A 22,669-nucleotide genomic window follows, 5' to 3' on the forward strand; every position below is an offset into this window, starting at 1 on the left:
CTCTAATTTAAATTTATAATAGTTCAAGCGTAAATCTGACAATGCATTTTGTCAACTTTGTTAATGTGAATATTTTTTGAACCAGAGTCATCAATACAGCGTTAATACTGACTCGCTGCAATTAATCGCTTGGTATAGTCATTTAAAGGTTTATCAAATAAGGCTTGAGTGTCTTGAAACTCGATAACTTTAGCATCTTTTAATACCAAAACTTTCTGACAAAGTGCTTTTACAACCTGCAAATCATGACTAATAAACAAATAACTCATTTGATAATCCTGTTGCAACTGACGCAGTAATTTTACAATCGCACGTTGTGTGGTCCGGTCAAGTGCTGAGGTTGGTTCATCGAGAATCAGTAATTTAGGGCGTAATACCACAGCACGTGCTAAAGCCACACGTTGCCGTTGACCGCCAGACAATTCATGCGGATAACGCTGTTTAACTGTTATCGGGAGATCTACTTTGTCTAAAATTTCATTGATACGAATCAACATTTCAGCTTCTTTTAGGTGTTTTAGTGCCAAGCCCTCTCGAATAATCTGATCTACAGTCATACGTGGATTTAAACTGCTTAACGGATCTTGAAATACAATTTGAAAATTGGATCGCAGTGGGCGTAATTTACGCTGGCTTAATCGGTTCAAGTCCTGATTGAGTAGGAAAACATTGCCTGAGCACTGTATAAGTCGTGCGATTGCCAGTGCCAAAGAAGTTTTACCAGAACCGCTTTCTCCAACAATCCCGATGGACTCAGCGCGATCTAAACGTAAATTGATCGGTTGAACAGCAACAAAATAATCTTTAACTCGATTAAATATGCCCTTTCTTATTGGAAATTTCACCCCAACACGATGTAGAGATAAAACTAAATTACGTTTATGCGGTAAAGCATTGGCTTCACCAAAATCATGATCCAATAAATATTGGGTATAGCTGGCTTTAGGGTTTTGAAAAATATTTCGAACTGTGCCTTTTTCTTCAACCTGCCCCTGATTCATCACAATCACTTGATTGGCATATTTACGCACCAAATTCAAGTCATGACTAACCAAAATCATGGCCATTTTATGGTTTAGAATAAGCAGTTGTAATAAGTTTAAAACTTGCGATTGTAATGTGACATCTAAGGCTGTTGTCGGCTCATCCGCGATAATAATTTCAGGCTTTTGTGCCAAAACTGATGCAATCAAAACACGTTGTCGTTGACCACCTGATAACTCATGTGGATAACGATTCAACTTATCCTCAGGTTCGTCCATTCCGACATCACACAATAAGTCATAGACACGTTTTCTGACTTTTTCCTTAGACATTCCATCTAAAAGTAAAGTCTCACCAATAATCCGCTCAACCTTGTGTAACGGGTTGAGTGCAGTCATCGGTTCTTGAAAAATCATGGCAATTTTTTTACCACGGATCGCCAAATGCGCATTTTGATTAAGAGACAATAGGTTTTGCTCATCATATAACGCTTGTCCAGTCACAGTTAAATTTTCAGGAAGTAAGCCAAGTAGTGCCAAACCACTGATTGATTTGCCTGAACCACTCTCCCCGACAATCGCAACAGTTTCCCCGACATGTAGGTCAAAGTTAAGATTATTGACCAGCACCTCTTTACGCTGATTTTCAATATGCAGATGTTGGACAGACAACAACAAAGATGGATCATTTTTGACGTCTTGGATCGAATGCATCGCGTGTCGCCTCCCCAATATAAATCAATAAAGATAGCACCAAGGCCAAAGTAAAAAATCCAGATAAAGCCAGCCACGGCGCATTTAAATTATTTTTACCTTGTAATAACAATTCACCGAGGGAGGCTGCATCTGGTGGTAGCCCATAACCTAAAAAATCCAATGCAGTAAGTGCAGTGATATTTGCAGTCAGCATAAATGGTAGTTGAGATAAACTTGAACTGATCACATTGGGCAAGATATGCCTGAACATAATCACCAAATCACTCACCCCTAAGGCACGTGCTGCTTGAACATAATCTAAATAACGGGCGCGAAGAAATTCAGCACGGACTATACCGACCAACTCTGTCCAGCCAAAAATCAACATAATCAAAAATAGCCAATAGACACTCGGGGTAAATATACTGACCAAGATGATCACCATAAATAACGTCGGTAAACCACCCCAAACTTCAAGCAGACGTTGCCCAATTAAATCCACCCATCCACCATAATAACCCTGTATCGCCCCAACAATAATTCCAATAAATGCAGCAAATAGTGTCAATGCCAAACCAAACAACAGTGATATGCGTAGACCATAAAGAATACGGGCAAATACATCACGCCCTTGATCATCTGTACCTAACCAGTTTTGTGCGGTGGGTGGTGAAGGAACAGGAACGGCTAAATCTAAATTGGGTGTTTGGTAGGAATAACGAACCAGTGGCCAAATCGACCAACCTTTTTCATCAATCAACTGCTGAACCACAGGATCACGATAATCGGCTTCTGTTTCAAAGACCCCACCAAAATGTGTTTCAGGATAAGCCTTTAAAACTGGCAGGTAATAATGCTGATCGTATTTGACCAATAAGGGCTTATCATTGGCAATAAATTCGGCAGAAATTGAAAGAATAAATAAAACAATAAATACGATGAAACAGACAAAACCCAAGCGATTTTTCTTAAATTTCTGTATTCGTGCTTGCATGATCGGTGACATTATTTTGCACCTCTCGATTCAAAATCAATTCGCGGATCAATCACACGATAAACCACATCACAGATTAAACGTAAAATCAGCCCAAATAAGGTCAGAAAGAACAAAGCACCAAAAATCACCGGATAATCACGTTGTTGCACGGCTTCAAAACCTAGCAAGCCGAGTCCATCCAAATTAAAAATAATTTCAATCAGTAGATTTCCAACAAAGAACACCCCAACCAATACTTCAGGCAAGCCGGCAACAATCACCAACAATGCATTGCGAAATACGTGTTTATATAACACATCATTTTCAGTTAAGCCTTTTGCTCGTGCTGCCAGCACATACTGCTTATTGAGCTCTTCCATAAATGAATATTTTGTCAGATAGGTTAAACTTGCAAATCCACCCAACACCATGGCCAGCAAAGGTAAAGCCATGTGCCAAAAATAATCTGCTATTTTTTCAAATAGATTGAGACTGTGAAAGTTGTCTGAAACAAAGCCTTGTAACGGAAACCATTGTAAATAAGAACCACCAGCAAAAAACACGATCAACAATATTGCAAATACAAAAGCGGGAACGGCATAGCCCACAGCCAAAAGTAATGAAGTTGATTTATCAAAAAATAAGCCATGCTGCTTGGCTTTTTTAATCCCTAAAGGAATTGAGATTAAATAAATCAAGAAAGTGCTCCATGCACCCAAGGAAATGGTGACTGGCATTTTTTCCCATAACAGCTCAGTCACCGGCTTATCTTTAAAAAAACTCGTGCCAAAATCTAAAGCTAAATAGTTTTTTAACATCAACCAGAATCGTTCATGTGCAGGTCGATCAAAGCCATATTGCTGTTTGATTTTATTGACCATATCTTCGCTTAAGCCCTGTGCACCACGATACTCATGGTTATTGACCGAAGAGGATAGCCCCCCAGCAGTCATGTTGACCCCTTGGAAGTTTTCCGCTTGTTGAATGGCTTGTTCAACAGGCCCGCCAGGTGCAATTTGAACCACAACAAAATTGATCAAGAGAACAAAGAACAATGTCGGGATGATCAGTAATAGCCTTTTGAGTATATATGTGCCCATTGAAACGATGTTCCTTATGACCTCATGAGGGTAGATATGTCAATTTAAACATCACTCACGTTGAGCCACTGATGTTTTAACCATGAAGATTTGAAATTATGCTTTTTAAAATGCTCGATTTTTTAAATATTGCTCTACTTTTTTCGCTTGATCTGCATCTGCCCACCAATACTCTAAACCGAGGGATAATTTTGGTTTAACTTTGGGTTGCTGATACATATTCCAATAAGCATACCAGTTTTTATCATTGCCATAAGTCAGAATTTGATAATAGCCTGCACGTAATACCCGATCCAGTGCTCGGGTACGAAGCACCAATTGTTCACGGTTCGGTGCATAAATAATCTGTTGAATCAGCTGATCGACTACTGGGCTTTTAACACCTGCATAATTGTAATTGCCCACTTCGTCGGCAGCCTTACTGCCCCACATCTGTGCCTGTTCAGCGCCCGGTGTTAATGATTGCGGCATATCAATAGCGGTCATCTGAAAATCTAAACGGCGCATACGCTCTGTATATTGCGGTAAATCGACTTGACGAATATTTGCCTGAATCCCAAGTTTTTTTAAGTTACGAATATATGGCAGCAAAGTCCGTAGCACGCCATCTTGATGAATCAGAAATTCAATTTGAATGGGACGACCTTGTCTATCCACCAATTGTCCATTGTGAAAACGATAACCCGCCTTTAATAGCATCGAACGTGCAATCAATAAATTCTGTCGGTTAAAACCACTGGCATCTGAAACTGGGTATTTCCAATCTGCCAATACACCTTGGCGTTGTAATGCGGGCAATTGCTTTAAATAAGGCGTTAAAATTGCAAGTTCTTTCGCGCTTGGTTTTCCAGTCGCAGCAAGCTCACTGTTTTGAAAGTGGCTTTGCAAGCGAATATTTTGACCATATAACAATGCTTTATTGATCCATTCAAAATCATAAGCATAGGTTAATGCTTGGCGAAAATTGAGATCATTGAATGGCGCCTTTCGGGTATTAAAAACCAAACTTTGCGTGAGCGCTGGTGTTTCAATCTTAGAAATATACTTTTTCACCAAACCTTGTTTTACCGCAGGAAAATTATATTCAGTGACCCAGTTACGGGCATTTTTTTCTTGATAAAAGCGATATTGTCCAGATTTAAACCCTTCAAAAGCGATTTCAGGGCTTCGATAATAAACATATTTCATGTGATCAAAGTTATAACGACCACGATTGATGGCTAAGTCCTTTGCCCAATAATTTGGATTGCGCTTATAGCTAATACTGCGCCCAGAATCAATACGTTCAATCAGATAAGGCCCCGATCCTAAAATCGGCTGCAAGGTCACTTTGCTATAGTCTTTATTTTTCCAATCTGCTTTTGAATAAATCGCAATTTTTGCCAAAATAAAGGGCATGTCTGCATTGTGGTCTGATTTAAATGTCATTTTCACTTGGTATTTAGACAATACCTCAGTCTTGGCTAAATCAGACAGATACATTTGAAAGCCTAAATTGGCTTTGCTCTGAATGGTATCAAAACTAAATTTAACATCCTCAGCCGTGACGGGTGAACCATCACTAAAACGAGCTTTAGGATTTAAATGGAAAATAACAAATTTGGTTTTAACAGGATCATAAGTGACTTTTTCAGCGAGAAGCGGATATAACACACCCGGCTCATCCAGTGAGCTATCCATTAAACTATCAAATAGATAATTAATCCCTTCAGTTGAACTGCCTTTGCCATTCATACTGTTGAGATTATCAAAGGTGCCTATACTCGCTGTACTGATATAGCCACCTTTGGGTGCATTGCTATTGGCATAAGGCATCGCCTGAGCTTTGTCATACTGTGGAGAATTATGTACAGCAATATAAGCTGTTGTCTGTAGAGCAGCATCAACATTTAAACTTGCAACACATAACCCCAATGCCAGCCCGATCGGGCTGACATATGCAAAACTTAGGCGCATTCCCCTATTTTCCTTTATTCAAAAAAGTTTTTGAAATGTTATGCTTTAAACGTTGCTCCAATAAAATAGCGCTTAAAGATTCGGAACTTTAATAATGCTGCCAATGCGTAATGACGCGTTTGGTTTTATTTCATTCATCTCAGCAAGTGCACTGGTATCAATCCCAAACTTGCTGGCTAAACGAATCAATGAATCACCGCTTTTCACTTTGTATTCAGTCACTGTTTTAGGAATACGAATAGATTGTCCACGTTGTAAACCCGCACGTGGGCTCAGATCATTCAATTCAGCCAGTTCTTGAACTGACATGCCAACACGATTTGCAATCGCATTTAACGACTCACCAGACTTCACCGCATAGCTTTCAGTATTCTTACTCGAAGCTTTAGCTGTTGCTTTCGCAGTCGCCTTTAGGTCTTCTTTTTCTTTAGATAGCGTGGATTTACTGGGTAATTCCCCATCAAGCTTTAAGCGTTGTCCAATATCCAAAGCCTGATTACGCGATAAACCATTTAATTCACTTAAATAAGACAATTGCAGTTTATATTTTTTTGCAACGCTTGCCAGTGTTTCACCTGATTTGACCACATGGATATCTTTACTAGCGCCTTCTGATTTCGACTCATTTCTCGCTTGTGCTTGCTCTTTACTGCTAGTTTCAGGCGTGCCAGTCAACTTCAATTTCTGCCCAACAAACAAACCAGATGTACTTTTTAAACCATTTAAATCGGCAATTTGGTTAACTTGCAAATTATACTTATTTGCCAGCGCAATTAGGCTATCCCCAGATTGCACAGTATAGGTTTCTGGTGTTGTTGTTCCAGCAGGGATCTTAATGATTTGACCCACAAGCAAGTTTTTAGATGTCGAAATTTTGTTTAACTCAGCTAATTCTGCCAAACTTAATTTAGACTGAACCGCAATACTGGATAAACTATCGCCACTTTGAACTTTATAGTTCTCAGTTTTATAGGTTGTTTCAGCTTTTACATTCTTAAACTTACTTTGATCAATCACTTTAGAGTCAAGTTTAGCTTCTGGCTCATTGACTTCACTGAGTGGCACATTGATCTTTTGCCCCACAAATAAGCTACTTGAGGTATCTAGACCTGGAGTCAAATCAGCGAGTTCATGTACAGATAAAGCATAACGATCGGCAATCACTTTAAGATATTCGCCACGTTTAACTGCATAAGCCTTGGTCTTGATTTTTGCAACAGGCTTAGAGGTATCCGCACGAACCACTGCTTTATTGATTTCAGATAATTTATCATCTGAAGCATCTTTAAGCTTTAATTTCTGACCGACAAATAAATTACTGTTGGTATTCAGATTATTATAATTTGCCAATTGTGAAACAGATAAATCAAACTGATTTGCCACACTGGTTAAACTGTCATTTGGTTTAACCACATAATTGGCTGGAGCTGAATCCGTGGTTTTGCGAGAAACCACAGGGGTATCAATTTGTGGTTTGGCATCATATAAATACAAAGTCGCCCCAACAAATAAAGTTCCGTTTGGATCAACTTGGTTCCATTTGGCAATATCGCGCCAATTTACGCCATTCTTTAAAGCAATCGTTGCTAAAGTATCCCCTGCCAAAACGGTATAAGTACTGCGTTTACCTCTTGGTGGTTCAACCACAACTTCAGTTTCGGTTTTCTTAAAGTTCTTATCCTGATTCAGTTTGGCTTCTTCCGAGTTTGCAGGTGTGGTATCTGCTAAACCTTTAGGATATGAGAATCCAACCGTATTTTCTTTACCTTGAACTTCTGCAACAGATTGACTGGTTTGAATTGCAGTCAGCTTAATTTTACCATCATACGGGTCAAGCACTTCTGTCCCTTGTGGTGCAATCGCCTTAATCTCTTTAACCACTTCTTCTTTTTCAGCTTGAGTGGCTTGAGGTTCTAAAACTTGTTTAACCGTTTCCTTTTCGCCTTCAGCTTTTACTGCGGCAAGAATTTGTGCTTTTTCACGTGCAGAAATTGGCGGCTCTGCGGCAACAGGTTTCACATTGGCTGCATTGGTCACAGCAACAGGAATACGTGGCGCACTTGGAATATCAGCATTAGCAGCAAATTGCGCTAATGCATCTGAGCCTTGTGGTGTATTTCTGAGCGTACTCAATGAACCTGTGGTTGTCGTGGTGGTTTTTGCTGTTGTTAAAGCAGGTGGCGTCGCTTTACTTGGAGTAATCGATTGAGTCACTGTCGAGGTGACCGCTGTAGGCGTTAAAGTCCGTGTAGCTGTGGTTGGCGCAGTATTGCTTGCCCATAAACCGCTATCAGAACCCGGTTTTAACGCTCTTAATTTTGCATCGATGGTCGGACTAAGATCCGCAGGAATCAAAATACGTAAAGTACTCGAAGGGTCAACAAATTCACCACGATGACCAGGGTTTAAAGCATATAATTCAGCACGACTTAAATTGGTAATTGAAGCAATTTGATTGAGTTGTACGCCCGGTGGAACTGCAACTTCTCTAAAGTGCGGACGATTGGCAATCGGCGGTAAACTCACCCCATATTTAGATGGGCTTTTAATAATCTGTGCCACGGCTAAAAAGCGTGGTACATAGTTCATGGTTTCTTGCGGTAAACGCAATGACCAATAGTCTGTTGGTAAGCCCGCAGCTTGGTTACGGTTAATTGCTTGCTGAATACGCCCTGGGCCTGCGTTATAGGCAGCCAAAGCCAACTCCCAAGAACCGAATTGATTATATAAACTACCTAAAAACTCATAAGCGGCACGTGTTGATTCAACCACATCACGACGCCCGTCGTATAAACTGGTTTGTCTTAAACCATAAATTTTCCCTGTACTTGGGATAAATTGCCACATCCCAGCTGCGGCGGCACTACTGGTTGCTGCTGGGTCATAAGAACTTTCAATAATCGGCAACAGTGCTAATTCAGTAGGTAAACCACGACGTTCAGCTTCTTTCACGGTATGGTAAAGATAGCGTGATGCACGAGCACTTAGACGGTCAATATAAGGTTGGCGTGAAACAAACCAGCTCCGTTGCGCATCAATACGAGGATCCCAATGGTTTTCATCCATTTTAAAACCGACTGACATCCGCTTCCATACGTCACCATGTTTTAAAATCAATAGGCGATCGCCCTCTACCGCGCGTATATCAGTTGCAGAAAGTAGATCTTCTAGAGAATCCAGACTGCTGGCATCTAACATGCCTGCTGACTTTGATGTTTGAACTTTTGATGTTGTCGACGTCGAAGAACACCCTGCAGTCAACCCTAATGCTGCGAATGCAGATGTTAATAAGGATAATTTAAAGAAAACAGTCGCAGTAGGTTGCCACAGCATTGTGGTAGGTTTAAACATAAGAGTTCCGAACAACATTTAGTAAATTATTTTATCATTGCCATTTTAGTAGAGCTAAACGCGCTTACAAGGCAAATTTTGAATGCGAATTGCATACAAATGTTACAAGAAATTAAAAAAATCTCAGTTCATGCGTAGAAAACGCCGATTTGCGTATACAATAAATTCTTAAACCACGATGTTCAACTCTTAATTCACTTTCATTGGTTATTACTATGTCACAAACAATCACACTTTATGTCGATGGTGCTTGTAAAGGCAACCCAGGTCCTGGTGGCTGGGGCGCTTATATCATCACTGAAACAGAAGAACATAAGTTGTGTGGTGGTGAACTGGATACAACCAATAACCGCATGGAACTTACCGCAGCCATTGAAGGGATCGCATTTTGCCCAACCGCAGCAAAATTAGTGCTTTGGACCGATTCCAACTATGTAAAACGTGGCATTACCGAATGGATTGAAGGGTGGAAAAAGAAAAACTGGAAAGATGTAAAAAACCCAGATCTTTGGAAAAAACTCGATCAAACCTGCCAAGGTCGCGAAATTGAATGGAACTGGATTAAAGGTCATGCTGGACATGCAGGCAATGAAATGGCAGATCAATTGGCGAATTTAGGTACTCAGCAAATACTCGACGCAAAAAAAAACACCACTGCGCCAACCAAATTGACTGAACCCTTGGCAGTGGCTGATGATAAAAAAAAACATGAAAAAGACTGGCTGCTTGACGATCCCTTTGGATTTGACCTGATTGAATCAGATGAAATGATAGAATCAGAAATTAGCCCTCAGCAGGATGTCATGCCAGCTCATGAAATTGAGATGGAAGAACCATCTAACCAAGATATCAATGAAAATGATGAGCCAGCAATGAGCCAACCCGCAATGCGAGATATTCATCCACAAATTGTGATTACACCTGCGACGGTCCAGTTACATGGCCCTAAACAGTTTATTCTGGATACCGAGACCACTGGTTTCTATTATCAGGACAGTGACCGAATTGTTGAAGTTGGCGCAATTGAAATGGTCAATCGTAAACTGACTGGCAGTTCGATTCATATCTATATTAATCCAGAAAAACCAGTTGGCGATTCAGAAGCCATCCATGGTATTACCGATGAGTTTTTAAAAGATAAGCCAAAATATAACGAAATTGCGCAAGTTTTATTTGACTACTTAAAAGGCAGTGAAATTATTGCGCATAATGCAAGCTTCGATATGAACTTCTTAGATATGGAGTTCAAGCGCAGTGGTCTACAGGCACTCTCAGAAGTATGTGAAGTAACTGATACTTTGGCAATGGCGAAAAGCAAACATCCTGGGCAAAAGAACTCTTTGGATGCCTTAGTTCGCCGTTATGAAATTCCGCAACGAGATCGTACTTTCCATGGTGCCTTACTCGATGCTGAAATTTTATCTGACGTTTATCTCGCCATGACAGGCGGTCAAGTATCCTTTGACATGGATGCTCTTTCTGCACATACTGATCAGGCGCAAAGAAATACAACTCGGAAAAAAATTGAAATCAATGCCCCAATCATTTTACCTTCAGATGAAGAATTAGAAGCGCATGAGAACTGGGTCAAACAATTTCAAGAAAAACATGGGGAAGCCTGCATTTTTGCAAAATAAAATTTGAAATTGATGGCTATTTTTTCTGTAAAGATGGTCTTCTTCGGCTATATTAAAACTTAGAAAATTAGCCTCATTTTGAGGCTATGAAATAAAACATTCAGATACCCAGGATAGGTGCAGATCAATGTCTTACCAAACCTCTATACATTTTGATCCGACAGCATTACTTATTATTAAAAAAGAAGTCGATAATTCAATTTTACAGGTAGAATCTGCTGTCAGTAGTTTAGTTGAAGACCAAACTTTACCCTTCGGTATTGATGATGCTTTGCTTCAATTTGAACAATGTGTAAATGTGCTGATGCTCATCGATATGCCGCATGTTGCTAAAATTGCGCAACTCTCTGCGGCGGTGATGCGTAAAGTGATGCAAAACCCGCGTGAGATCAATACCCAAGAAGTGATCGCTTTGAGTGAAGGCACCACCATGCTCAAACGCTATATTGAGTTTATTTGCCTTCGTGAAGTCAGAGCGCCACAATTCTTACATGACACCTTAAATCGCTTAGAACTTTCTTTAGGTCTAGAGCTGACACCAGAAGGCCAAGCAATTATTCCTCTGCTTGACTGTGTAACACCGAATTTTAACTTGCCACAATCACCTGAGTTAGAGCATTCAGTGTATGTACATAAACTTTATAAATTATGCCTACATAAACTGCTCAAACAGCAAGAAACAGATTTAGATTTACAAGGTATCAAGCTGGTTGGGTCTTATTTGGCAAATGCAGCCAAAGGCCAAGCAAGTGAACAATATTGGGCTTTGGCTGCAGTTGCTTTAAATCACATTGAAAACATCATTCTCAATGACACACGCCTCAGAACGTTAATCAGTATTGAAACCAATATGTCTTTATTCTTTAAAGATCTAAGCGGATTCAAGCCATCTTTATTAGATACTGCCAATATCCTAAGTATTTGTATCAGCCAAGAAGATGAAATATCACAACACATCCGTGAACAGATCAATGTTGGCGAAGATATTCTGACTGACACGCAATTACAAATATTTAGCCGCCATTTATATGGCCCTGATTTTGAAACCATTCATAGTGTGAGCCAACTGATTACGGATGAAATGTCGCAAATCCGTAATGATATTGAGTTTAACTACAAAAATATGAGTGATGAAAAAACGCAAGAATTGAAAAGCAAACTGACTGATCTTGCGCATGTATTTAAAGTCTTGAATCTCAATGAAGCCTATAGCGGACTGAAACAACAGGCTGATCTACTGTCTCAAGACAACATGCTCAAAGATGAAAATTACGCACAACAGTTGATGAACAGTATTTTATCAGCGATGAATTCGATTGGTATCTTAGAGCGTAATTACACATCGAGTCGTTTACAGTTAAAAGTGAATAACTTGCAGATTTCATTAGATCGTCTAGATGAAGCACATGCAGCATTATTGACTGAGACCAAAGCGCTGGTTGATTTAAGCTCACAAACATTGGTGCAATATTTACAAGATCCTCCAAGCACAAGTTTAGACCAACTTCCATCACAATTAAGTGAAATTGGTGGTGCACTGTTGTTCCTTGCGGCAAAAGATGGTCAAAAAGCATTGTTACTCTCTGCGGAGTTTATTCAAACGGGTCTTAACAAAGAGCACGTGTTTAACCTTGCACAAGTCAATAAACTGCTTGATGTTTTAGCCAGTGCAGACATGATGATTGAAAATCTACAAAACAAACAACCTGTTTTACAAGCCATGTTTGATGTAGCATTAACAAGTAGTCAAAATTTAAAATCGGTAGCCTAATGTCAGAATTATCACTTGCATATATCTTTCACCATCAACAACTTTTAGTGGATGAAAATTTACAACTACCTAAAGTTGAAAAGTTAGCAAGTGATATCAGCTTTAACTCGGGTGATCAGATTATTGCCCGAGATCTTTTTATCGAAGATCAAATTCCAGAGGGATATCAACTGATCCCGATTCGTCAATTGATTTCACAATGGACCAAATCTGAGTTTGAACAAGCCAGTCGTGCAGTACAGTTGCTAGAGTGGCGAAGAAACCATAAGTTTTGTAGCCACTGTGGTCACGAAACCGAGGTTCATCCCACTGAATATGCTATGGTCTGCCCTAGCTGTCGTTATCACCAATACCCGCGTGTACAACCGTGTATTATCACCGTGATTACTCGTGGCGATAACGAAATTCTATTGGCAAAAAATGCCAAGAATAAAAGCAAGATGTATGGCCTTATTGCGGGTTTTGTTGAAGTCGGTGAAACACTGGAAGAAGCAGTCAAAAGAGAAACGTTGGAAGAAGTTGGCCTACATGTCAAAAATGTCCAATATTTATCCAGCCAACCTTGGCCTTTTCCAAGTAATCTTATGCTGGCCTTTAAGGCAGAATATGAATCTGGTGAAATCGTCTTGCAAGAAGAAGAAATTAGTGAGGCTCAGTTCTTTAAGTTTGATCAGTTACCCGAAACGCCTTTTAGTGGCAGTATCGCCCATGCCATGATTGAACATGTAATTCACAATAAACCGATGCATAAAGACTGATCTTGATTAAAACATGTTCAAATCAAAAATGCCTAGCGATTGCTAGGCATTTTTCATTGCTTCATTTAAAACCTTAATAATTTCAGGCCGGGTTTTATAGAATCGACTAAATAAACTTGAAACACTGCCCATAATTGAAATATGACCAGTTTTAGGTATCGTGTAAATTTCACAATGATTGCCTTGTTCAAGTAATTGCTGTTTAAAATCTAAAGAGTTTTTAGCTTTAACGATTTGATCATTTTCTGCCAAGAACAAATAATGCTTTACCTCATTTTTTTCAACAAAATAATACGGCATTACTTGTTGATAAGGAATGCTTTGATCAAACGCATTCTCGGCTAAAGCATCGCCTTTATAATCGAAATGATAAGGTCCAGCGATTCCAATCAAAGCTTTGATATTTTGTTTGATGGCCAGTTGGTAGTGCTTTGGATGATAAAGCAAAGACGCAATATTAAATGCGCCTGCTGAATGCCCCATCAAGGCAATTTTATCCATTGAAATACCAAAACGTGCTTGTTGTTGCTCCAAATAATTCAATGCAACAGCAAGATCATCAATATAGCTTGGAAATTTATGCTCAGGTGCCAAATGATAGTTCAGCACTGCCACGTTATAGCCAAAACGGCTAAACGCCTCGCCTACAAATTTATAAGCACTTTTATCCCCATGACTCCATGCCCCACCATGAACAAAAAGAATCAACGCATTCTGTTGCTTTTTATTAGAAATATATAAATCTAAACGTTGTCTCGCCTTTAAGCCATAGGCAATATTATGCTGAATGGAATAGCCCTTTTTAGGGGTCAAGCCATTAATGGTAATACTGCCTAAATCGTATAAACGAAAATCTTGATAGTGCGATTTAAATTGAGATTTTAGTTGTTCAAACTGCTTTCCAAATCTAACTTTTAAAAACTTTAACCTATTGTTGAATAACATTATTGTTTGGCTCTGTAGCATTAGGATCAATCGCAACAGGTGTCTGTACATCAGGTTGTTGTTGTACATTATTTACCACAGGTGCTGTGAAAGATGAAGGTTGGACTGAATTATTCGCTTGTTCGACATTATCAATCAAGGTCACAATTTTAGTCACATTTCCAACTTTTTGTAAAACATCATTTAAATCTGCAATTTCAGCATTGTTTAAACGACCTAAAACATACAACACTCCGTCTTCTGTATGAATCAAGACTTTATTGTCTGAAACCACAGGCGCTTTCATCACTAAACCACGGGTATTCACAGTGACCGATGCATCTTGCATGATAGTACTATAACCGATTTGATTGCCTACAGTCAGGTAATTATGGACTGCTTTTACATCGCTCATCGCTCGTAGATTATCTTCTGCCAACTGCTTTAAATGCGCATCTGGCACTTGCCCTGTCAATAAGACATTGCTGTGAAAACTGTTAATATTGACACGAGATTGCTTAAATCGAGCGTCCAGCTTGTACAAGTTGATTTTCGCAGTCCGCTCAATAGAAGAATCAATAAACACTTGCCCTAAAGATCGAACACCACTATCTGTTCCCACTGGTGAAGAACCAGTACCACCTGAGATAAAACTCGCGCAACCAGACAAACTTGCTACACACATCATGGTGATGACAATACGTTTTAACACTCAGCAAGACTCCTATTAATTTTAGCCTGCTAAACAACCCATTTAAACGTCGTTAACATGCTGGAAAATATATTTATTTTTGAAATAACCGTACATAAATTTCAGTCACAGATTAATCAAGTCTGCATCTAAAGTAAATGCATTTTCAATCCAAGATTGATCATAAGAGATTTTACTGAGGTCTTGCTGTACGTTTTTTGCAATTTTATGATGTAAATCAAAACCAATCACATCGAAACGGCAATAATATTGTTCATATTGTGGATATTCTTGTAAAAACTTAAACGCTGTTTTAATCATTTTTTGTTGTTTTGATTGATTTACAGCTTCAAAAGCATGCCCCATCTGTGTCGGTGTTCTTGCTTTCACCTCAACAAAAATTAACTCTTGTTTAGACTGCGCAATAATATCTATTTCACCAAAGCGCGAGAAATAATTCAATTTTATGATGTCATAGCCATGTTGAAGCAGTAATTTCACTGCTTCTTGCTCAGCCCATTGTCCTAAATTATTTTTTGCCATCAGAAACCTATCATCACAAAGGCACTAAATTATTTTTTGAGCGTTCAAAACATTGCGGAATACGCTCAACACGATTTCCATCAATTTTAATTTTTCCCGTGCGACCATTAAAGGTTAAGCTTTTTACATTCGGATCCAAAACAAATTGTTCAGCAATATGCCAAGCATCTCCACCAAAGGCATATAAACGCTGATACGGTAACGAGGTCGGTTTATCTTTATAAGCTTTGACGACATCATCCCATTCGGCAATGTATAAGGCTGGAACATCACAGAATTTCATCCCTTTAGGCAAGGCCTTTTTTTCATCGACAGCAATGGCTTGGGTATAAATTTTTTTCTTCTGCAATTTGGGAAAACTGGTCAACCATTGGTTTGAACCTAACAGCAAAATACCTTCTCGATCTGTAATCGATTTTGGCATGACCTCTACAGGATCGACTTCTCCCATATAATTGGCAAATAATGCATTTAAAAAGCTAATAGATTCCGCTTCCGTTCCTTTTTCACGCACCACATAGAGTTTGCTGACTTTATCATGCTGGATATAATCAAGCAGCGCCAATGCATCGTCATTTTTAGAAAGGCTATATTGCCAAACACTTTTATCGCTAGGATAAACTTCATTGAGTGCCAACACAGGTACTTTAGGCTTCAAATTAATTAAAGCCTCAACATCAGGACGAGCCAAAGGCCCAATAATCATTTTAGTCTTTTTATTGACGTGCTGTTTTAACAGGGCTTTGATGGTCTTTTGATCTGAATCGACAAATTTTAATGGTATTTCATTCTTTGAGGCCTGCGCGGCACTTAATATTCCTTGTTTAATACTCAAACCCGCTCGCGACATAGGGCCTGTTTCAGGTAATATAACCAGAATTTCTGCGTGAACTTGGATTGTAAATCCAACCATTCCCAACACAACCACTCTTTTAATACTGTTCAACACTAACTTATTCTTCATGGAGACCTTTATGAGTGCTCAATTATTCGTCGTAGCGACCCCAATTGGGCACTTAGATGATATGACTTTTCGTTCTATTGAAGTTTTAAAGTCTGTTTCTGTTATTGCGGCAGAAGATACACGTCAATCTGCTCAATTATTAAAGCACTATAATATCTCAACTCCGCTCACAGCGTGTCATGATCACAATGAAAGTAACAAAATTGATATACTTATCGAAAAATTAAAAAGCGGTCAGAATATTGCTCTGGTCAGTGATGCTGGTACGCCATTAATTAGTGACCCTGGTTTTAAATTAGTACGTGCCGCTCAGGAAAATGGTATCCGCGTCATTCCTGTACCGGGTGCATGTGCTGCTATTGCTGCGCTAAGTGCGGTGGGTTTACCAAGTGATCGTTTTAGCTTTGAAGGCTTTTTATCGTCAAAACAATCGCAACGATTGATTCAATTAGAAAAATTAAAACATGAATCACAAACCATGATTATCTATGAAGCGCCTCATCGTATTTTAGATAGTGTCAAAGATATGGCTGATGTTTTTGGCGCAGATCGCCCTGTTGGTTTTGCACGTGAAATTACCAAAACATTTGAAACGATTAAAAAAATGACTTTGAGCGAGTTGGTGACATTTATTGAAAATGATCGCAATCAGCAAAAAGGTGAAATTGTTTTAGTTATTGGTGGTGCACCAGATGCCAAAGATCAAGATGTTGAACAAGAGAAGTTAGATCAACTTTTAAATCGCTTATTACAAGATTTATCGGTTAAAGCAGCATCACAACTGGCTGCGGATCTAACAGGCATCAAAAAGAAAATCGCTTATCAACGTGCTTTAGAGCTGACTAATCAACAATAATTTTATTTCTTGAGTTGAGAAATGCCTGTATAAGCTTTTCTCAACCTGCTTTTCTACAAGTGATTGGTTGCTCTGGTCGCTTTTACCACCAAGCCTTAATCTCTATACAATAAATTTTAATCCCTCACTGATCAATCTGGCACTTATAAAAGCTGATGCAGAAAAAACAATCAAAAGCACAACATTACTGATGATTTACTCCGCCATGCTTTTAAAGTGATTGACAAAAATCAATAAAAATAAAATGATTATTTGATTCAAAATTCAAGAGAAAAATCACAAATAATGATCAATTCAAAATTTAGATTTAATCATCTAAAAGAGAAAATAGACATCATCCCAACTCAATTTAAAAAAGCACCTTTCGGTGCTTTTAAAATCAATCTTTAGCAGATTCATCTGGTGGAACTTCGGTAATTCTCCCACCACGCGCTAAAAATGCAGCGACTTCATCTTCCAACGCTTCACGCTGTCTTTTTTTCGCTGTCACAGTGAGTGTTTCAGCTTCAGCTAAATCTGTATCTGAAACTGTCGAATCACTTGCCGCAGCACCTTTTTCAGCCGCTTTAGCTTCATCATCGTCTACTGCATGATCTTCTGAATTATCATCATAATCATTTGTATCTGTCATCTTTAACTCCCCATCAATGACGTCAATGTACCATCCGAAAAATGGTGATGTTTTACAGAGAAATGTATCAAGCTCTTCGCCATTCGACTAGTATCTAGATACACAAAATCGTGTTTTTTTTCATCAAATTCGTAATGTTGTTTAAATGATTGGTTAAAAAATATCAGAAATCCAATTAAATGGCATATTGCGTGCTTTTTAAAGTTGCCAGCCCATTGGCTTGTGCCATAAATTGATCTTTTAAAAATGGCATATTTTCAACTTGTTTTAAGCCAAAGTTACGCGCCCAAACCAATGGAAATATTTCCGCAGTTTCTACAAAACCAATCATCGACATGCTATGCATCATGGCATCATTTTGCCCTTTACGTTGGTGTTCATAACGCTTTAAGGTTTGTTCATGTGCCCATACGCCACGCTGTTTATCTTTAAGTAATACATCACACAGAATAGCAGCATCTAAACACCCGATGTTTACGCCTTGCCCAGCTAAAGGATGAATTACATGCGCTGCATCGCCAATCAAGGCGAGCCCATCTTTTACATAACGTTGTGCCGCACGCGCCTTAAGTGGAAATTGAGCCCGTGGTGTCGCTTCAACGATCTTGCCCAACATATGATGACTTTCACGTGTCAGTAATTCACAAAAATCAACATCATCTAAGCGCGAATATTCTTCTGCATAATCATCAGGTAAGGTCCAAACGATTGAAATCCAGTGTTCAGCTTGTTCTGGCTTTAAACTCGCCATCGGTAAAAATGCCAATGGGCCTGTCGGATGGAAAATTTGACGAGCCACATATTGGTGTGGTTGTGTGGTACGAATCGCACAGGTCAAACCGGCTTGTTGATAATCTAAAACATCAAGATCGATAAATGCTTGATCACGAACAAATGAATTTGCACCATCTGCACCAATCACTAACTTGGTCTTTAGCTCAGTCCCATCTGCAAGTTTAATGATCCAGCAGCCTACCCCCTGCTCTACTCGCACAACTTTAACTTGAGTACGATAATCTTGCAGTTGCTCCAACATTTGCTGTTGGATGGCAAGGTTTAATAAACTTGGTTCAACCATTGAACCTAAGCTTTGCTCAGCTGTGGGAAAGTTTTCTGAGGCTTGCCCAAAATTAATTTCGCCATAGCCATTTTTATTCCAGACTTGCATGCCTGTATAAGGCATTTGGCGAGCGATTTTTTCCCACACATTCACCGTTTTTAACAAGTGAATCGTGGCTTGACTCAGCGCTAAAACCCGTGGATTAGCAACAGCTAAAGTCTTTTCAGCATCTAAAATAGGGGCTGCATCTAAAACTGTGGCTTGCACACCGCCCTGTGCTAAAAGTAATGCGGTTAAGCCACCCACCAGACCACCACCAACAATCACCACATCTAACATATCTTGCTGTGTCATGCTTTTAATCCCATCGCATAATTGGCAACTAAAGGTTTAATCCCCGGAATCACATCAAAAGCCACCAAGCCAGTATTACGCAATAATTTTAAAACTGGATTTTGATTACTAAATCCACGTACTACAGAATCACAGAATTTAATCACACGTTGCTGATCAGTTAAGCGAGATTGTTCATAGGCCTTTAACATCTCAGGTTGACCAATATCATCAGATTGCGCAATTTGCGTTGTAATATAACGCATTAGGACATCTGCGTCACGCATACACAAGTTAAAACCTTGTCCAGCAACAGGATGAATCGTATGTGCAGCATTGCCCATCAAAATCACCCGACCCACCGCTTGTTTTTCAGCAAGCACTTGTGCCAATGGGAAGCTAAAACGTTTGCCTGTTTTTTGGAATTTTCCTGCACGATCACCATAAGTTTGCTGTAAAGCATCAAGGAAATGTTGGTCATTTTCATCACCTAACCATTCATCTTCTGTGCCTTTTTTCACTGGCCAAACCACTGAACGACGACATTCCCCAGGCAGTGGAAGCAATGCCAATGGACCTAAATGGCTAAAGCGTTCAAAGCCCACTTGATGATGTGGTTTAGAGGTTTGTACTGTTGTGACAATTGCCACCTGATCATAATCATGTACATCCACCCCAACACCTAAAGCTTGGCGACAGAAAGAATCACGACCGTCTGCAGCAATCAACAGTTTGGCTTTAAGTGAATGGGTATATTCTTCACCACGATTGGCTTCAACATATACATAGTCACCCTCTTGTTTTAGTGAGGTGACTTGTACACCATCAATCAATTCAATTAAAGCTTGCTGGCGAACTTGAGTCAGTAGTACACGGCCTAGCCATGCATTTTCAATCACTTGCCCAAAACTTTCGACTTTTTCTTGATCTGCGACTAAGCGTGCTTTACCAAAACTGCCTTGTTCAGTGATATGCACTTCGAGGATAGGAGTTGCATGTTCTTGCAAGGCCTCCCAAAGACCAAGTTTTTGATAAATTTGTACGGTACGACGTGATAGCGCGGTATTCCGTGCATCAAAACTGGAATGATAGGGTGCAAGATTGGCATCATCATAATTTGGATATTTCACAGCCTCTAAAAGCTTTACCGCAATATTGGCTTTTGCCAACATTAGAGCCAAGCTCAGCCCAACCATTCCACCGCCGACGATGATGACTTCTTGTTGCATGCTTTTATCCTTTCTATATGTGATTCAGCGTACTGAATACTTATAATCTTGATTGATTTCATATTACATCAAGCAAAGTCATTTTTATATTGAAATAGGAAATTGTTGGCTGTATTTGTACTGAATCAATACGCTATTTTTAACATAAGTATGAAAATTAAAAATTCTAGCCAAGAATTAAGCATGTTATTTAGCTCGACCGATATGGCACTTTAAAGGTATTGTTTAAATATGCAACATCAATAAAAGTGCTGAATCATTACTTGAGTATTGTTATTTATGAACTTACTTGACTAACATCTATTTTTTAATTTATTTCAATCATAAAACCTAGACAATCTCTCTTATTATCTCCCAAAGCTGGAAATATAGCCCAATGCTTTAACAAGGTTGTTTCAGTAAATCCTGTTTCAATCAGAACGTTTCGTGATTTCACATTTTCTGCATCACAAAAAGTCTCAATTCTTTTAAGCCTACTGTTAGTTTTTAAATAGACAATGACAGCAGTGATTGCCTCTCTCATAAAGCCTTGCCCTTGAAATTTACTTCCAAGCCCAAAATGAATTTCACCGTGATCTCTTTGTGAATAAACATCACAAGCCCCATGGCTAAATTAGTTTTGCGCTCGCCAATAATCCAAGCAAAATCTTTATCATTATTTTCCCATTTTGTACCACTCCAATTTTCAAACATACACTTGGTTTGCTCAATATTGGCATGTGGTCGCCTTTGTAAGTATTTCGAAGACTCCCTGTCTCCGCAATACTCATGAAAAAGTGAAATTTCATCACCTTCAACAAACTTGCGTAGAATCAAACGATTTGTTTCTACTGGCTTAGCTAAAACGGTGTAAGTATCCATACATACTCACCTTTCAAATTAAAAACTTATACTGACTTTGCCATCAACGCTTCAATATCTTCAATCGATTTCACCACATTTTTGGTCAAGACCAATGGCCCCTGTTCAGTAGCAACCACATCATCTTCAATCCGAATACCGATACCACGCCATTTTGCATCCACTGTCTCATCATCAGGTGCAATATATAAACCTGGTTCTACGGTAACAACCATACCCTGCTCATAGCTACGCCATTGACCATTTTCATCTTTATATGCGCCAACATCATGCACATCCATACCAAGCCAATGCCCTGTACCATGCATATAAAACTGACGATAGCGTTCAGATTCAATAATTTGCTCAACATCACCTTGCATAATGCCAAGGTTGACCAAACCTTCTACCATAATCCGTACTGCAACATTATGCGGTTCTTTATAAGAATGACCGATTTGAATTGCATCTATCGCAGCAATTTGTGCATCTAAAATAATTTGATATAGCGCTTTTTGTTCAGGGCTAAACTTACCATTTACAGGAAAAGTACGGGTGATGTCTGAGGCATAGCATTCATACTCAGCAGCCGCATCGATCAACACCAAATCACCATCTTTTAAGGGTTGGTTGTTCTCAACATAATGTAAAATACAGCCATTTTTCCCACCACCCACAATACTGTTATAGGCAGGTACACAACCATTCTGACCAAAGATATAATTCAGCTCAGCTTCTAAAGCATATTCCATCATGTCTGGATGAACTTTTTTCATGGCACGCGTATGAGCATCTGCACTGATATTTGAGGCGATTTGCATCAATTCAATTTCTTGAACCGACTTATGCAAACGCATTTCATCTAAGATTTGATCAAGTTGAATCAACTGCGCTGGAACGCCAAAACCACGTCCAGATTCATTGGCTTTGGTAATCCAAGTACTGACCTTGGCATCAAAATCTGCACGTTGACCAATACGATAGAATAATTTTTCTTTATTTAAAATTTTAGCAATAATTTCTTCGTCAAGCAGATCAATCGCATAAGCTTCATCTGCTTCATAATCATCAACCGCACCATCAATTCCGGCACGGTAACCATTCCAGATTTCCATCTCACGATTACGTTCACGACAGAACAAGCTATAGATATATTCCTCACCAGTTTCATCTGTCTCTATGACTGCAACTGCTTGTGGCTCTGCGAAACCGGTTAAATAGAAAAAGCTACTGTCCGCACGAAACTTATAATCAGCATCTCGGTTACGCATGACTTCTGGACTGGTTGAGATAATTGCAATGCTATTGGGACCCATTTGTTCAGCGAGGCGGTCACGACGTTCCTGAAAATCTGCTTGAGTTAATTTCAT

General features: G+C 39.2%; 17 protein-coding genes and 1 pseudogene. 4 read left to right on the forward strand and 14 right to left on the reverse strand.

The features are described 5' to 3' along the window. Positions 1 to 101: 101 nt before the first annotated feature. The 5 genes from CQZ96_RS07325 to CQZ96_RS07345 all read right to left on the reverse strand — a co-directional run bounded on the left by CQZ96_RS07325 (position 102) and on the right by CQZ96_RS07345 (position 9,062). Positions 102 to 1,697: a dipeptide ABC transporter ATP-binding protein gene (locus tag CQZ96_RS07325; protein WP_105714537.1), complete on the reverse strand. Its 1,596-nt coding sequence runs from the start codon at positions 1,695 to 1,697 to the stop codon at positions 102 to 104. Beyond that, on the reverse strand, positions 1,669 to 2,685 hold the full coding sequence (locus tag CQZ96_RS07330; protein WP_105714538.1) for an ABC transporter permease: 1,017 nt from the start codon (positions 2,683 to 2,685) through the stop codon (positions 1,669 to 1,671). Before CQZ96_RS07330 ends, CQZ96_RS07325 begins: the two co-directional genes overlap by 29 nt. Next, positions 2,685 to 3,755 carry a microcin C ABC transporter permease YejB gene (locus CQZ96_RS07335; RefSeq protein WP_105714539.1) on the reverse strand — a complete coding sequence of 357 codons (1,071 nt, stop codon included), beginning with the start codon at positions 3,753 to 3,755 and terminating at the stop codon, positions 2,685 to 2,687. Before CQZ96_RS07335 ends, CQZ96_RS07330 begins: the two co-directional genes overlap by 1 nt. 105 nt (positions 3,756 to 3,860) lie before the next feature. Then, positions 3,861 to 5,711 carry an extracellular solute-binding protein gene (locus CQZ96_RS07340; RefSeq protein WP_105714540.1) on the reverse strand — a complete coding sequence of 617 codons (1,851 nt, stop codon included), beginning with the start codon at positions 5,709 to 5,711 and terminating at the stop codon, positions 3,861 to 3,863. Positions 5,712 to 5,783: 72 nt separating this feature from the next. Continuing rightward, a complete protein-coding gene (locus CQZ96_RS07345; protein WP_105714541.1) occupies positions 5,784 to 9,062 on the reverse strand; it encodes a LysM peptidoglycan-binding domain-containing protein in 3,279 nt (1,092 codons plus the stop codon). 215 nt (positions 9,063 to 9,277) lie between these two features. Here CQZ96_RS07345 and dnaQ point away from each other — a divergent pair, with 215 nt between their 5' ends. The 3 genes from dnaQ (at position 9,278) to nudC (ending at position 13,228) form a co-directional block, all read left to right on the forward strand. After that, positions 9,278 to 10,699, forward strand: a complete 1,422-nt coding sequence (gene dnaQ / locus CQZ96_RS07350) for a DNA polymerase III subunit epsilon (RefSeq protein WP_105714542.1) — start codon at positions 9,278 to 9,280, stop codon at positions 10,697 to 10,699. 127 nt (positions 10,700 to 10,826) lie between these two features. Then, complete coding sequence (locus tag CQZ96_RS07355; protein WP_105714543.1) at positions 10,827 to 12,470, forward strand: chemotaxis protein; 1,644 nt, start codon at positions 10,827 to 10,829, stop codon at positions 12,468 to 12,470. After that, a complete protein-coding gene (gene nudC, locus CQZ96_RS07360) occupies positions 12,470 to 13,228 on the forward strand; it encodes an NAD(+) diphosphatase (protein WP_105714544.1) in 759 nt (252 codons plus the stop codon). Before CQZ96_RS07355 ends, nudC begins: the two co-directional genes overlap by 1 nt. A 42-nt stretch (positions 13,229 to 13,270) precedes the next feature. On the opposite strand, the gene CQZ96_RS07365 is transcribed toward nudC, so the two are convergent. From CQZ96_RS07365 to CQZ96_RS07380, 4 genes are all read right to left on the reverse strand, one after another. Beyond that, a complete protein-coding gene (locus tag CQZ96_RS07365; RefSeq protein ID WP_004722054.1) occupies positions 13,271 to 14,173 on the reverse strand; it encodes an alpha/beta hydrolase in 903 nt (300 codons plus the stop codon). Continuing rightward, positions 14,157 to 14,864 (reverse strand): BON domain-containing protein, encoded by a 708-nt coding sequence (locus CQZ96_RS07370; protein ID WP_004722055.1) that lies wholly within the window; start codon positions 14,862 to 14,864, stop codon positions 14,157 to 14,159. Before CQZ96_RS07370 ends, CQZ96_RS07365 begins: the two co-directional genes overlap by 17 nt. A 105-nt stretch (positions 14,865 to 14,969) precedes the next feature. Further along, positions 14,970 to 15,386 carry a YraN family protein gene (locus tag CQZ96_RS07375; RefSeq protein ID WP_004722057.1) on the reverse strand — a complete coding sequence of 139 codons (417 nt, stop codon included), beginning with the start codon at positions 15,384 to 15,386 and terminating at the stop codon, positions 14,970 to 14,972. 13 nt (positions 15,387 to 15,399) lie between these two features. Next, complete coding sequence (locus CQZ96_RS07380; protein ID WP_105714545.1) at positions 15,400 to 16,350, reverse strand: penicillin-binding protein activator; 951 nt, start codon at positions 16,348 to 16,350, stop codon at positions 15,400 to 15,402. A 10-nt stretch (positions 16,351 to 16,360) separates the two neighbouring features. Here CQZ96_RS07380 and rsmI point away from each other — a divergent pair, with 10 nt between their 5' ends. Next, on the forward strand, positions 16,361 to 17,206 hold the full coding sequence (rsmI, locus tag CQZ96_RS07385; protein WP_004722064.1) for a 16S rRNA (cytidine(1402)-2'-O)-methyltransferase: 846 nt from the start codon (positions 16,361 to 16,363) through the stop codon (positions 17,204 to 17,206). 379 nt (positions 17,207 to 17,585) lie between these two features. On the opposite strand, the gene CQZ96_RS07390 is transcribed toward rsmI, so the two are convergent. From CQZ96_RS07390 to pepP, 5 genes and pseudogenes are all read right to left on the reverse strand, one after another. Next, positions 17,586 to 17,837, reverse strand: a complete 252-nt coding sequence (locus CQZ96_RS07390; protein WP_004722066.1) for a hypothetical protein — start codon at positions 17,835 to 17,837, stop codon at positions 17,586 to 17,588. 175 nt (positions 17,838 to 18,012) lie between these two features. Continuing rightward, positions 18,013 to 19,251: an FAD-dependent monooxygenase gene (locus tag CQZ96_RS07395; RefSeq protein ID WP_004722068.1), complete on the reverse strand. Its 1,239-nt coding sequence runs from the start codon at positions 19,249 to 19,251 to the stop codon at positions 18,013 to 18,015. Beyond that, positions 19,248 to 20,459 carry a 2-octaprenyl-6-methoxyphenyl hydroxylase gene (gene ubiH / locus CQZ96_RS07400; RefSeq protein WP_105714546.1) on the reverse strand — a complete coding sequence of 404 codons (1,212 nt, stop codon included), beginning with the start codon at positions 20,457 to 20,459 and terminating at the stop codon, positions 19,248 to 19,250. The genes CQZ96_RS07395 and ubiH overlap by 4 nt, the downstream gene beginning before the upstream one ends. Before the next feature lie 307 nt (positions 20,460 to 20,766). Then, positions 20,767 to 21,320 (reverse strand): annotated as a pseudogene (locus tag CQZ96_RS21895) (GNAT family N-acetyltransferase). A 26-nt stretch (positions 21,321 to 21,346) separates the two neighbouring features. Next, entirely contained in the window at positions 21,347 to 22,669 is a 1,323-nt protein-coding gene (gene pepP, locus CQZ96_RS07410) for a Xaa-Pro aminopeptidase (protein WP_105714547.1), read from the reverse strand.

Origin of the sequence: Acinetobacter sp. MYb10, assembly GCF_002980175.2 — a bacterium.
GTDB lineage: Bacteria > Pseudomonadota > Gammaproteobacteria > Pseudomonadales > Moraxellaceae > Acinetobacter > Acinetobacter guillouiae.